Origin of the sequence: Pelosinus fermentans DSM 17108 (assembly GCF_000271485.2) — a bacterium.
GTDB classification, from domain to species: Bacteria; Bacillota; Negativicutes; order DSM-13327; family DSM-13327; genus Pelosinus; species Pelosinus fermentans.
The window spans coordinates 943927-956999 of sequence record NZ_AKVN02000001.1; the positions used below are offsets into that span (position 1 = coordinate 943927).

General features: G+C 36.7%; 13 protein-coding genes. All 13 read left to right on the forward strand.

The features are described from left to right. Nucleotides 1-10 precede the first annotated feature (10 nt). The 13 genes from FR7_RS04345 to pseG all read left to right on the forward strand — a co-directional run bounded on the left by FR7_RS04345 (nt 11) and on the right by pseG (nt 13070). On the forward strand, nt 11-1090 hold the full coding sequence (locus FR7_RS04345; RefSeq protein ID WP_007952272.1) for a glycosyltransferase: 1080 nt from the start codon (nt 11-13) through the stop codon (nt 1088-1090). Nucleotides 1091-1168: 78 nt separating this feature from the next. Further along, nucleotides 1169-2233, forward strand: coding sequence for a glycosyltransferase family 2 protein (locus FR7_RS04350; protein WP_007952274.1), 1065 nt, complete (start codon nt 1169-1171; stop codon nt 2231-2233). A 4-nt stretch (nt 2234-2237) separates the two neighbouring features. Next, the gene (locus FR7_RS04355) at nt 2238-4181 is read left to right on the forward strand and encodes a radical SAM protein (protein ID WP_007952275.1); all 1944 of its coding nucleotides are present in this window, start codon (nt 2238-2240) and stop codon (nt 4179-4181) included. A 30-nt stretch (nt 4182-4211) separates the two neighbouring features. Beyond that, nucleotides 4212-5534: a UDP-glucose dehydrogenase family protein gene (locus tag FR7_RS04360; RefSeq protein ID WP_007952276.1), complete on the forward strand. Its 1323-nt coding sequence runs from the start codon at nt 4212-4214 to the stop codon at nt 5532-5534. A gap of 4 nt (nt 5535-5538) precedes the next feature. Then, nucleotides 5539-6714, forward strand: a complete 1176-nt coding sequence (locus FR7_RS04365; RefSeq protein WP_007952278.1) for a glycosyltransferase family A protein — start codon at nt 5539-5541, stop codon at nt 6712-6714. A 17-nt stretch (nt 6715-6731) separates the two neighbouring features. Next, entirely contained in the window at nt 6732-7670 is a 939-nt protein-coding gene (locus FR7_RS04370; RefSeq protein WP_007952280.1) for a UDP-glucuronic acid decarboxylase family protein, read from the forward strand. Further along, nucleotides 7671-7967: a hypothetical protein gene (locus FR7_RS04375; protein WP_007952282.1), complete on the forward strand. Its 297-nt coding sequence runs from the start codon at nt 7671-7673 to the stop codon at nt 7965-7967. Beyond that, a complete protein-coding gene (locus FR7_RS04380) occupies nt 7967-8677 on the forward strand; it encodes an SDR family NAD(P)-dependent oxidoreductase (protein WP_007952284.1) in 711 nt (236 codons plus the stop codon). Before FR7_RS04375 ends, FR7_RS04380 begins: the two co-directional genes overlap by 1 nt. Beyond that, nucleotides 8678-10018 carry an ANL family adenylate-forming protein gene (locus FR7_RS04385; RefSeq protein WP_007952286.1) on the forward strand — a complete coding sequence of 447 codons (1341 nt, stop codon included), beginning with the start codon at nt 8678-8680 and terminating at the stop codon, nt 10016-10018. It begins immediately after the preceding gene. A 20-nt stretch (nt 10019-10038) separates the two neighbouring features. Beyond that, the gene (gene pseH, locus FR7_RS04390; protein ID WP_007952287.1) at nt 10039-10575 is read left to right on the forward strand and encodes a UDP-4-amino-4,6-dideoxy-N-acetyl-beta-L-altrosamine N-acetyltransferase; all 537 of its coding nucleotides are present in this window, start codon (nt 10039-10041) and stop codon (nt 10573-10575) included. Nucleotides 10576-10602: 27 nt separating this feature from the next. After that, entirely contained in the window at nt 10603-11295 is a 693-nt protein-coding gene (locus tag FR7_RS04395) for a formyl transferase (protein ID WP_007952289.1), read from the forward strand. Continuing rightward, entirely contained in the window at nt 11288-11971 is a 684-nt protein-coding gene (locus tag FR7_RS04400; protein ID WP_007952290.1) for a PIG-L deacetylase family protein, read from the forward strand. Before FR7_RS04395 ends, FR7_RS04400 begins: the two co-directional genes overlap by 8 nt. A gap of 1 nt (nt 11972) precedes the next feature. Then, on the forward strand, nt 11973-13070 hold the full coding sequence (pseG, locus tag FR7_RS04405; protein ID WP_007952292.1) for a UDP-2,4-diacetamido-2,4,6-trideoxy-beta-L-altropyranose hydrolase: 1098 nt from the start codon (nt 11973-11975) through the stop codon (nt 13068-13070). The last annotated feature ends 3 nt before the right edge of the window (nt 13071-13073 follow it).

Consider the following 13073-nt stretch of genomic DNA (forward strand, 5'->3'; position numbering starts at 1 on the left):
GGTTTTTAAAATGGGTGATATTCCTTTAGTCTCGGTTATCATTGATAATTATAACTATGGTCGTTTTATCGGAGAAGCTATTGAGTCGGTATTAAGACAGACATTTACAAATTATGAATTAATAATCGTCGATGACGGTTCTAACGATAATTCACGAGGAATCATTGACAGTTATTATCATAAACATTCTGAAAAAATTGTGCTAGTATACAAAGAGAATGGTGGACAGGCTTCAGCATTTAATGCAGGTTTTAAAGTCGCTAAAGGGGATATTATAGCTTTTTTAGATAGTGATGACTATTGGTTTGAGGAAAAATTAGCAAAAGTTGTAGAAGCCCATAAGGAACATGCTATTGTACAGCATAATCTTATTAAAGGTGAAAAAAAATTCTATGATATTTTAGAAAGTCCTTATAGACAAGCGTGGTTTAGACAATATGGCTATTATGATAATTTTGTGCCAACTTCCGCTTTATCTTTTACACATAAGCTTTTAAATAAAATATTTCCTATTCCAGAAACGAATGCAGTAAAAATATGTGCGGATGCATATATAATCGGACATGCTTTATATCTTGACAATATATACTCAATAGAGGATTGCTTAGGTTTTTATCGTGTACATGGCAATAATCTTTTTTATTGTGCAGGTGATGATGAACGGTTAGGTAAAATTACTGTGGCATTAAATGAAACTTTTGTAGCAAAAGGCTTACGATCTGTTCCGTTTCATAAAACCCAGGCGGATGCCTTAGTAAGTGCTATAGAAATAAAGTCTGAGTTTACATATTTAATATATGGAACTGGGACAGCTGCTTTAAAACTTTATGATCGTATTATCGAAAATGGTGCTAAAGTATCTTACTTTAGTGATTCTAATCCGCAAAAATGGGGAAGCTTTATTGATAAAATTAAAGTTGTTGAACCAGAGAATATTAAAATGGAAAGAAATAAGTTTGATAAAATCGTAATAGGTAGTAGTTATATCGAAGATATTTTAGTAAAATTGAGCGAACTAGGATTTATACCACAACTTGATATAGTTTACCCTGGAATGACTACACTCAAGGGTAGCAACAGAGATGAATGAAATATTGTCTGATGAAGATTCAAATTGAAAAAACAATAATATCTATTGCTGTGAATTTAGACAAGAAAGGAATAAAAAATGAATGGTGATCATTTAGTCTCAGTCATTATTGATAATTATAACTATGGTCGTTTTATTGGAGAAGCTATTGAGTCGGTATTACGGCAGTCATATAGAAATTACGAATTAATAATCGTTGATGATGGATCTACGGATAATTCACGGGAAATCATTGATAGTTACTATCAACAGAATTCTGATAAAATTGTAGCGATATATAAAGAAAATGGTGGGCAGGCTTCGGCATTTAATGCAGGTTTTAAAATAGCAAAAGGAGAAGTTGTAGCCTTTTTAGATAGTGATGACTATTGGTCTGAAGATAAATTGGGAAAAATTGTTGAGATTCATAAGGAGCATGCCATTGTTCAGCATAATCTTATAAGAGGTGAAATGAAATTTGTTAATGTCTTAGAAACCGGTTCTATACAGTTACTATTTAAAAAATTTGGCTTTTTTGGTAAAGTTATGCCAACGTCTGCATTGTCTTTCAATTACGATGTTCTAAATAAAGTATTTCCCATACCTGAGGTTGATGCAGTGCGAATTTGTGCTGATGCTTATATTATAAGTCATGCATTATATTATAAAAATATTTACTCTCTTGATGAATGCTTGGGGACGTACCGTGTACACGGCAACAATCATTTTTATTGTGCAGGCGATGATATTGAACGAAGTGGTAAAATTGTTGCAACTTTGAATGAAACACTGCAAACAAAAGGGTTAGAGCCTGTGCCTTGCCATAAAACGCAAGCTGATGCTTTAGTAAGTGCAATGGCAGTAAAATCGGAATTGTCTTATCTAATATATGGTACCGGGACAGTAGCCTTAAAACTCTATGATTATATTATTGCTAACGGGGGAAAAGTCAATTACTTTAGTGATTCTAACCTGCAGAAGTGGGGGACTTTTATTAATGATGTGGAAGTAATAAATCCAGAGAAGATCAAACTTATTCGTGAAGACTTTGATAAAGTAGTAATAGGCAGTAGTTACATAGAAGATATTGTAAAGAATTTAGGCGATTTAGGATTAAGGCCGCAAGTGGACGTTGTCTTTCCTGGAATAGACTTGAAAGGATGATAAAATGAGATCACCTGCAAAGATGGAAACCATTCAAATAGAAGTGACAAATGCCTGTGTACATGCCTGTTCTAATTGTACACGATTATGTGGACATCATAAGAACCCATTTTTTATGAATTGGGAGACTTTTGAGAGGGCAGTAGCTTCGTTAGAAGGTTTTGATGGTATTATTGGTATAATGGGTGGAGAACCTACCTTGCATCCCGAATTTAAAAGGTTTGCACTTCATTTGCGAGAACAACATAGCATGAAGGATAATCTTAATGCAGCAAGGCAGCCATTAGAAGACTTTCTAAAGTATACGAGAAATAAACATAATGCTTACCGTGTACTTAATAAGGATAAAGGACCAGGATTATGGACTTCGATTACGAAGAAGTATTATGAGTATTTTGAGCTGATTCAGGATACTTTTGTTTTTCAATGTTTGAATGATCATAGAAATCCTAGCTATCATCAGCCGATTATGGTTACTAGAGGTGAGCTTGGTATACCTGATAAAGAATGGATAGCATTACGTGATAATTGCTGGATACAAAATAGCTGGAGCGCTAGTATTACACCCAAAGGTGCTTTTTTTTGTGAAGTAGCTGCGTCCTTGGATATGTTGTTTGATGGTCCTGGCGGCTGGCCGATTGAACCAGGCTGGTGGAAAAGAAAACCTGAAGATTTTGGTGATCAGCTTCATTGGTGTGAAATGTGTGGTGTGGCACTTGAGACGTTTAAGCGAAATGCTAATGAGGAAGTGGATGATGTATCACCTCTAATGTATGAAAAACTGCTGAAAATGGGTAGTCCTAAGCTTAAAAAAGGCGCAGTGGAGGTATATCAGCCTGGTACTGAAATTTTACGTGAAGGTTATGATGATTTTGTACGAGGACAGTATATTGCAGATGTTTCTCAAAAAATAGCTAGGGACAATGCTAATTTGTTTCCAAAGGCTCTAGAGGGTATTCTTTTTTGTGATGACCTGTCTATTGCTGATATAAATGATATTATAATTAAGAATATAAAATATTTTGATAGTATAGTCTTAGCAACGTCCTCTCAATTGCAAGCGGATAGTTTACAGCAAATTCTTATGAAGTTTTCTAATGTATTAGTGGTATGTTTAGAGAGCGCTCAATGGGGACAGTTATTAAACATGTCAATTGGTAGTTTACAACATCATGATTGGATTATGCTTTTATCACGTGGCATGATGTTACCAGAGGATTTTAGAGAAAGGCTCAATGGTTTGGTGTTTAATCCAGGAGTATTGTATAAAATGGGCTCAGTGCCTTTCTTTAATAAACGGGCTGAAGCATTGCTGCATCATGGTTATGATGGGATAGGGAAATGTTTTGAGTATGTCGAATTTGAGAAGTTTTGGGACATAGAAAAGGTTATTAATTTATCAGGGTTAACAGTGGGACAAGACGGTAAGGAAGAAGAAAACTGGCGAAATATAGTTGACGAAGATTTTTGCAATGATCAAGGGTTTCGTGTGCAGTTTGAGACAATAATGTTGCAGGCAGTTCCGACGAAAGGGAAGATCATTGTTACCCAATCTGCATCGTATTTTTTAACAAGGGCATTAATTCGATTGCTAAAAGAAACTGGTTTTGAACCACATGTTATTTCTCATGAGCGTTTTGCTCATACTTTTGAAGATGTCTTACCTAACATGAATACACATGTATTTAATAATATTGAGCATTTTGATTTTGTAGCGTTAAAAGAACATTGCGATAGTATTTTAAAGGAAATTACGTTTAGTGGTGCTGTTGTACCTTATAGTATTTTGAATAAAACGGCTAAACTGGATGATGGTTATCAGCAAATTGAAAAGGTAGCTGCCTATTTAGGTGGAAAAGTTGTAGCCAGAGTTAACATCAAAAGAAATTTTGTAGTAAATAATACTCCTAATATAGATTCTCCAATTATTAACGTTTGGAAATATTAATACTAGGATAGGAACAGAGGCGGCGGTATTATGAAAATTGCTATGATAGGTACAGGCTATGTTGGTCTTGTTTCGGGAACTTGTTTTGCTGAGATGGGAAATGATGTAATTTGCGTTGATAATAACGCTGAGAAAATAGCAATGTTATATGACAATAAGATACCCATTTATGAACCAGGATTGGAAGAGTTAGTAAGAAGCAATCAAGAAAGTGGCAGGCTTACCTTTACTACAGATATTAAAAATGCTATTGAAAATGCGCTAGTGATATTCATTGCAGTTGGTACCCCTACTGGTGATGATGGATCTGCCGACTTAAAGTATGTATATGAAGTTGCAGCTTCCATTGGCCAATATATCAATGGCTATAAAATAATCGTGGATAAATCAACAGTGCCCATCGGTACCGCAGATCAGGTAAAGAGAATTATTTGTGCTGAGCAAGTAAAAAAAGGGACGGAATTTGAATTCGATGTAGTATCCAACCCGGAATTCTTAAAAGAAGGCGCAGCTATTGTCGATTTTATGCGGCCTGATCGAGTGGTGATTGGGACTGATAATGTTAGGACTGCTGAGCTTATGAAAGAATTGTATGCACCATTTGTTAAGAATGGTCATCCAATACTCAGCATGGATATAAAATCAGCAGAAGTAACAAAGTATGCAGCCAATTGCATGCTGGCTGCTCGCATATCATTTATGAATGAGATAGGGAAAATGTGCGAGGCAACTGGTGCTGATGTAACTAAAGTACGGCAGGGTATTGGAATGGACAGCCGCATTGGTATGGCATTCTTATATGCTGGTCTGGGATATGGAGGCTCCTGCTTTCCCAAAGATGTGAAAGCCTTAATTAAGACTTTTGAGAGTATCGGCATTCCATCTGAATTATTATCGGCAATCGAAAATATTAATCTGAATCAGCGCAAGATATTCTTAGATAAAATCTATAAGCATTTTGAGAACTCTTTGCAAGGGAAAACCATTGCGATTTGGGGATTGGCATTTAAACCGAATACAGATGATGTACGTGAGGCACCTGCTATCACGATTATCGAAGAGTTGGTTAAAAGAGGCGTAAGGATTAAAGTCTATGATCCTCAGGCTTTTAAGACAGCAAAGCAGCTTTTAGGAATAGATAATGGCAACATACAATATGAAAAAAATCAATATGATGTATTAGCAGATGCAGATGCTTTGCTTATCATAACAGAATGGAATAGTTTCAAAAGACCAGATTTTGAAAAAATAAAATCACTGTTAAAAACGCCAGTCATTTTTGATGGCAGGAATTTATATGAACCATTATTGATGAAGAATAGTGGCTTTACATATTATTCAATAGGGAGATAAGGCTATGATAAAGATATCGGCAGTAATACCTGCGTATAATGCTGAAAAATATGTTGAAGAAACACTTAGCAGCTTGATAGGGCAAACCTATCGATTACACGAAATTCTTGTAATCGATGATAAAAGCAGTGATAATACAGTAACTATAGTAGAAAGATTAGGAGCAATGTCTAGCATCCCGATTAAACTCATTTGTCAAGAAAAAAACCAGGGGGTGTCTTCTGCGCGTAATCGTGGCATTATGGCATCAGAGGGTGATTGGATTCTTTTCATGGATGCGGATGACATTGCTGTGGCTGGGTTGGTGCAGGCGGAGGTAGCTTATTTACTAACGTTACAAAAACAATCGGCAGATCATTGGGTAGTGGTGTATCCTGCCTATTCTCAGATTAATGCAGGTGGAGAGGATATATCTGGCATTATGCGAGGTCAGCAGCTGACTTCTTGTAATTCCTTTGGCAGTGAATTAGTACGGAATCAGTTGATAACGCCATCTGGAGTTTTGGTAAATAAAGCGGCAATGCTGGAAGTGGGCAATTTTAAGATTGGTCTAAAACATCAAATAGAAGATTGGTATTTATGGCTGCAGCTTGCACAGCGAGGTGGCGGTTTTGCATATGTAGATGAGCCTTTAGTCAAGGTTAGAAGGCATAATGAGAATGCTACCAAAAGTATGTCCAAGGCATTAGGTGCTGAAATGGAAGTACTTGGATTTTACGAGTTAGCTGTTATAAAACAAGCTATTTTTTCCAGAGATTTATCTTCATTAAACAATTTAGTTGATTATGTAAGTATATTGTTTAAGCTAGGAGAATGGGATTTAGGGTATGAGGAATTAAGTAAGGCAGATGATGCCCAGTTTGCTTCCGTATTATTTCTACAGGGCTTATATTGTTTGAAGAAAAATCAAATCCTTCAGGCGAAGGATTATCTGGAAAGAGCAGTGAATGGGAACCGTCAAAATGGTGCTGCTTTAAATAACTTGGGAGTGGCACATGCCCTGCTGGGAAATATGGTTACTGCGCAAGAGTATTTAAAAGAAGCATTGCAAAAATTCCCTGGATATATTGATGCTAAGAAGAATTTGCAAGTTATAGATAGAAAAAGTAGTTATCAGTTACAGGATTTTAATATTACCTCGCGAGAGTTAAGACCCGTTTTATTGAGCTATTCTGAGTAAAATTGGAGATTAGGATAATGAAAAAAATATTAGTTACAGGTGGGGCGGGTTTTATTGGCTCCCATTTGTGCCGAAGATTAGTTAATGATGGATATGAGGTCATTTGTCTGGACAATTTTTTTACTGGCAGCAAGAGAAACATACAAGATTTAATAGAAAAGCCTAATTTTGATGTAATTCGGCAAGATGTTACCCAGCCAGTCAAGTTTAACGTAGATGAAATCTATAATCTTGCTTGTCCTGCCAGTCCTGTACACTATCAATACGATCCCATTGCCACTATGAAAACAAGTGTTTTAGGTGCAATAAATATGTTGGAGCTGGCTCAGGATAATGGTGCGAAAATATTACAAGCCTCTACCTCGGAAGTATATGGAGATCCTTTAGTACATCCCCAGTTAGAAACCTACTGGGGAAATGTAAACCCTATTGGCATTCGTAGCTGTTATGATGAGGGAAAACGTGCAGCAGAAACCTTATTTTTTGATTATCATCGTAAGTGTGCAATACCAATTAAAATAATACGTATTTTTAATACCTACGGAACCGCAATGCACCCCAACGATGGAAGAGTAGTAAGTAATTTTATTGTTCAAGCCTTAAGCGGTCAAGATTTAACCATATATGGCGATGGTCAGCAAACACGTTCTTTTTGTTATGTAGATGATTTGGTTGCTGGCATGATATTGATGATGAATAGCGATCCTGATTTCATTGGCCCAGTCAACTTAGGAAACCCAGGAGAGTTTACTATGCTGGAATTAGCTGAAATGGTAAAGGCGATGACACAGAGTCGGTCATCAATTATATTTAAACCACTCCCTGCAGATGATCCGAAGCAAAGAAAACCAGATATCACTTTGGCACAACAAAAACTTGGATGGATACCAAGGATATCATTAAAAGAAGGATTGACAAAAACGATACAGTATTTTAGTAACTTGGAGGGTCTTTAAATGAAGCAAAAAATCATTGATATCATTCTTCACGAAGTAAGTGAATTAAATGAACAGTTGGACAATAAAGTTGCTATAGAAAACGGTGAAAATGCAGGCTTATATGGCTTAACAGGCGTTCTTGATTCCTTGGGGCTTGTTACGTTAATTGTTGCTGTTGAGCAAGCGATAGAGGATGAATTAGGATTGGTCATCAGCTTGGCTGATGAAAAAGCGATGTCACAGAAAAATAGTCCTTTTCGTACGATTGGTACATTAGCTGATTATATAGTAAAGGTTAGTCAGGAGGAAGCGTGATGGACAAGCCAGTTACTTTAATTACGGGAACAAGCAAGGGAATCGGAAAAGCTCTGGTTGAACATTATGTCTCTCTTGGTCATCAAGTCATCGGCTGCAGCCGTAATGCTGTTGAGTGGAAAATCGAAGGCGCCCAGGGGAATTATCAACATTATATTGCTGATGTAAGCGATGAAATAGCTGTAAAAGCTATGTTTTCCGATATACGCAAACAGTATGGTCGTCTTGATCATTTGATGAATAATGCTGGAATTGCGTCCATGAACCATTCCATCCTTACGCCACTGAAAACAGTGCATCAGGTGCTAAATACGAATGTAGTTGGTACTTTCCTATTTTGCCGAGAAGCAGCAAAATTAATGCAAAAGAAACGTTATGGAAGAATTATAAATTTTGCTACGGTTGCCACTCCTTTAAAGCTGGAAGGAGAGGCAATTTATGCTGCCTCGAAGGCCGCAGTGATTACATTAACGCAAATATTGGCCAAGGAGTTTGGTGAGTATGGTATTACAGTGAATGCCATAGGGCCTACACCTGTACAAACAGATTTAATCAAGTCTGTGCCCAAAGATAAGATTGATAGCTTGCTGAACCGGCAAGCTATTAAGCGTTTTGGGCAATTTCACGATATTAGTAATGTCATTGATTTTTTCTTGAAAGTGGAAAGTGATTTTGTGACAGGACAAGTGATCTTTTTGGGAGGCATTTAAGTGGTTATTGATTTTTTACTAAAGGGATTTGCCGCGAATAAAGACAAGGAAGCAATTATTTGGCAAGATCAGTCCTTCAATTATGGATGGATCTTAGCTTCAACTAAAGCTAAACTAACGTTTTTGCAAGAACGTTTAAAGCCTAATTCTGTAGTTACATTGGAGGCTGATTTTTCTCCAAACGCTGTGGCCATTTTATTGGCTTTAATTGAGTGTGGCTGCATCATTGTGCCTTTGACGGATTCAGTAACGCATAAAAAAACGGAGTTTAGACAAATAGCAGAAGTTGAATTTGTTATTACGGTTGCGACAAATGATGAAATTGTAATAGAACATACAGGAATAAAGGTTGAACATGAATTTTTATTACATCTGAAGACGGAAAAGAGACCAGGACTTGTCTTGTTTTCTTCAGGGTCTACGGGTAAAAGTAAAGCAGCATTACATGATTTTGTACCATTGCTGGAAAAATTTAAAGTTCCTCGACATGGGATGAGAACCATTAGCTTTTTATTATTTGATCATATTGGCGGCGTAAATACTCTGTTATATACATTGTCCAACGGAGGATGTGTAGTTACTGTTAACGAACGTTCCCCGGAAGAGGTTTGCCGTTCTATTGAAAAGTATCATGTAGCAACATTACCTACGTCTCCAACTTTTATTAATTTATTATTATTAAGTGAAGCCTACAAGCTTTTTGACCTTAGTAGCTTAACGTTAGTAACCTATGGAACCGAAGTGATGCCGGAAAGTACCCTTTTACGATTTAATCAATTATTTCCAAATGTTCGTTTGCTGCAAACCTATGGTCTTTCGGAAATTGGTATTATGAGGTCTAAATCTAAATCATCGGAATCCTTATGGGTGAAGATTGGCGGTGAGGGTTTTGAAACTCGAATCGTTAACAATATTTTAGAAATTAAAGCAAATTCAGCCATGATGGGTTATCTTAATGCTCCCAGTCCATTTACTGCTGATGGGTGGTTTCATACAGGAGATGTAGTGGAAGTCGACGGTGAATACATGAAGATCTTAGGGCGAAAGTCTGAGATGATCAATGTTGGAGGGGAAAAGGTTTACCCTGCTGAAATAGAAAGTGTGCTGCAGTTGATGGATGGTGTGGAAGATGTAGCGATATCGGCCGAAAGGAATCCGATTACTGGTAACTTGGTAAAGGCGAGAGTAAAACTCAAGACAGAAGAGACCATTGGTGAATTCCGCAAAAGAATGCGTGAGTTTTGTAAAGGTAAGTTGGAAGGGTTTAAAGTTCCGCAAAAGGTGGTATTGGTTGATACAACGATGTATGGCGAACGCTTCAAAAAAATGCGTAAAGAGTAAAACAATGGCGGTGAAAAAGAATGCTGCGATTTGATCATATTAGGGAAGAAGATTTGGAACTGATTTTAAGCTGGCGGACTCATCCGAGCGTTACACAATATATGTACACAGATATTTCTAATGATATTGAGGGACAAAAAAAATGGCTTCAATGGATATCATCTGATTCAGCATGTTGTTACTGGCTGATACATTATCAGGAAAAGCCAATTGGTGTGATTGGACTTACTGATATTGATGCCAATAATAAACGCTGTTCATGGACGTATTATATTGGGGATGAGACATTTCGTGGGATCGGTGGTATCATCCCTCCTTATTTATATAATTATATTTTTAATGTTTTACAGTTTAAGAAAATCATTGCCGAAGTTATGGAGGGCAATGAGCGAATTATGAAACTTCACCAGCTCCATGGCTATCGGCAGGTTGGGATATACAAAGAACATATATATAAGTATGACAGGTATCATGATGTGACGGTTCTGGAACTCTTAGATACAGAGTGGCAGAGAATCGGCAAGAAATACAAGAAATGCATTGCTCATTTTGCATAGTAAAATATGATGAGATAGGTGTAAAAAATGAATATTGTTATTGCAACAATAAAGCCGTGGAATATTGAATATGCGAATCAATTTAAAAAAAAATATGGGGATCGTTATAATATCCATATTATAGCGAATCAAAAGGATTTAACGTATAACGTCTTAGAAAAAATACAACCCCTATATGTCTTTTTCCCCCATTGGTCGTGGATTATTCCTGAAAAAATACATCAAGACTTTGATTGCATTGTCTTTCATATGACGGATCTGCCATTTGGCAGAGGGGGAAGTCCGTTACAAAATCTCATTGTACGAGGTTTAGAGAATACAAAACTATCTGCATTAAAAGTAGACAGTGGTATGGATACTGGCGATATATATTTAAAAGAAGATTTAAATTTGAATGGAACTGCTGAAGAGATTTTCATAAGGGCAGCCGATCTTATTTTTACTAAAATGATTCCAGCTATTCTTGAGATACAGCCTATTGCGAAGAAGCAAACGGGGACGGTTACAAATTTTATTCGGAGAAAACCTGAGGAAAGTCAGTTATATCCTAATATGAAATTAACACAACTATATGATCAAATTCGTATGCTAGATGCAGATGGTTATCCTAAAGCATTTATTGAATTTGGTAAGTATAAGCTTGTATTATCCCGGGCTAGTTTAAAACATGGAAAAGTAATTGCGGATGTAGAAATTGTAGAGGAGGGACATGATGAGTAAGATTTTAGTAATTGTCGCTCATCCTGATGATGAACTACTTGGTATTGGCGGAACTGTAAGAAAATATCGTAATGCCAATCACGATCTAGAATGCATTATTCTTGGTGAAGGAATGACGTCCAGGGCAAATAAACGCGAAGATACTCCTAAGGGACTGATTGATGATTTACATGATCAGACAATTAAGGCCGCTCAGAAGATCGGCTATGCAAACGTGCACTTTTCTAATTTTCCAGACAACCGTTTTGATTCCGTTGATTTGTTAGATATTATAAAAGTGGTTGATAGCCACATACAGCGTTTTCAGCCAGAAATTGTTTATACACATCATTATGGTGATCTTAATATTGATCATCGAAAGACCTTTGAAGCTGTCATCACAGCTTGCCGGCCAGTCGGAACGTATTGTGTAAAAGAGATATACTCTTTTGAAACACCTTCTTCTACAGAATGGCAGTTTCAACATGGCGATAAAACCTTTAAAGCGAATGTTTTTGTTGATATAGAAGATACACTGCAGGTGAAGCTGGATGCAATGGCTTGTTATCAATCAGAATTAGGGGAGTATCCACATCCCAGGTCATTAGAAGCTTTAGAAATCATTGCAGCTAGATGGGGAACCGTAGTCGGTAAACGCTATGCGGAAGCTTTTGAATTAATCAGAAAGGTAGAATGAAATGGTAAGGATTGCAATAAGGGCTGACGGCGGAAAAGGTGTAGGCTTGGGTCACATTATGCGATGCTTGTCCTTAGCGAAGGCTTTTCGGAAGGTTGGGCATTTGGTTTATTTTCTTACGAAATACAACATGGGTATATCATTAATAGAAAAAGAAAAATTCGAAGTCATTCGAATACCTTCTGAAGAAAAAGAAAGAGAAGGTTTTTTTTACGGCAATTCCGAGCAGCTAGTATCTGAGGCACAGGTTATTCTTAAGCTTCTTCACCAATATAAAATAGATATATTAATAATAGATAGCTATAATATTACCAATCAATATTTTCTAACTTTAAAATCTTATGTAAGTTGTCTAGTCTATATTGACGATGAAAATAAATCGACGTATCCAGTGGATGTGGTGATTAATGGTAATATTACTGCTGCATATCTAGGATATCGAAAGTATAATAACAATCAAGTTTTGCTATTAGGACCACAATATAATATGATTCGTGACGAATTTAAAAATATTTCTCCTAGAGGGATTAGGGAAAATGTAGAAGAGATAATGATAACTACAGGTGGATCAGATCCTTATCATATGACTGAAAAACTACTGAATACTTTTTTAAATAATGATTACTTTAGCAAGGTCCGATTTAATGTGCTGGTAGGATCAGGCTTTACTACGAGCCAAGATTTAATTCATCTAAGTCAAGATCATGAGCGAGTAGTTTTGTATTCTAATGCGATAGCGGATACACCAGGTTTAATGAGGTATTCTACTATTTCTGAAATGATGCTACGTTCTGATATCGCACTATCAACTGGTGGCAGCACTCTATATGAATTTGCTGCGTGCGGCGTACCAGTCGTAGCATTTATTGTGGCTGAAAATCAAAGATTTCTTGTAGAAAAAATGGAGCATTTAGGTTATATAATCAATTTAGGGTGGCATAATCAAATTTGTGAGGAACAAATAGTAGATCGTACTAGGCGATTAATGAATGATTATGCCGCAAGAGCTAAGATGAGCAGCAAATGCCTGGAGCTAGTTGATAGTTTGGGAACAGAACGAATTGTTAAGGAGCTGACTAGGGAGTTTGTTAGTAGCTAGTAG

Bases quoted from the DNA above. Each gene is read 5' to 3' on its own strand.
- FR7_RS04345 (WP_007952272.1), top strand. From the start codon at position 11: ATGGGTGATATTCCTTTAGTCTCGGTTATCATTGATAATTATAACTAT.
- FR7_RS04350 (WP_007952274.1), top strand. From the start codon at position 1,169: ATGAATGGTGATCATTTAGTCTCAGTCATTATTGATAATTATAACTAT.
- FR7_RS04355 (WP_007952275.1), top strand. From the start codon at position 2,238: ATGAGATCACCTGCAAAGATGGAAACCATTCAAATAGAAGTGACAAAT.
- FR7_RS04360 (WP_007952276.1), top strand. From the start codon at position 4,212: ATGAAAATTGCTATGATAGGTACAGGCTATGTTGGTCTTGTTTCGGGA.
- FR7_RS04365 (WP_007952278.1), top strand. From the start codon at position 5,539: ATGATAAAGATATCGGCAGTAATACCTGCGTATAATGCTGAAAAATAT.
- FR7_RS04370 (WP_007952280.1), top strand. From the start codon at position 6,732: ATGAAAAAAATATTAGTTACAGGTGGGGCGGGTTTTATTGGCTCCCAT.
- FR7_RS04375 (WP_007952282.1), top strand. From the start codon at position 7,671: ATGAAGCAAAAAATCATTGATATCATTCTTCACGAAGTAAGTGAATTA.
- FR7_RS04380 (WP_007952284.1), top strand. From the start codon at position 7,967: ATGGACAAGCCAGTTACTTTAATTACGGGAACAAGCAAGGGAATCGGA.
- pseH (WP_007952287.1), top strand. From the start codon at position 10,039: ATGCTGCGATTTGATCATATTAGGGAAGAAGATTTGGAACTGATTTTA.
- FR7_RS04395 (WP_007952289.1), top strand. From the start codon at position 10,603: ATGAATATTGTTATTGCAACAATAAAGCCGTGGAATATTGAATATGCG.
- FR7_RS04400 (WP_007952290.1), top strand. From the start codon at position 11,288: ATGAGTAAGATTTTAGTAATTGTCGCTCATCCTGATGATGAACTACTT.
- pseG (WP_007952292.1), top strand. From the start codon at position 11,973: ATGGTAAGGATTGCAATAAGGGCTGACGGCGGAAAAGGTGTAGGCTTG.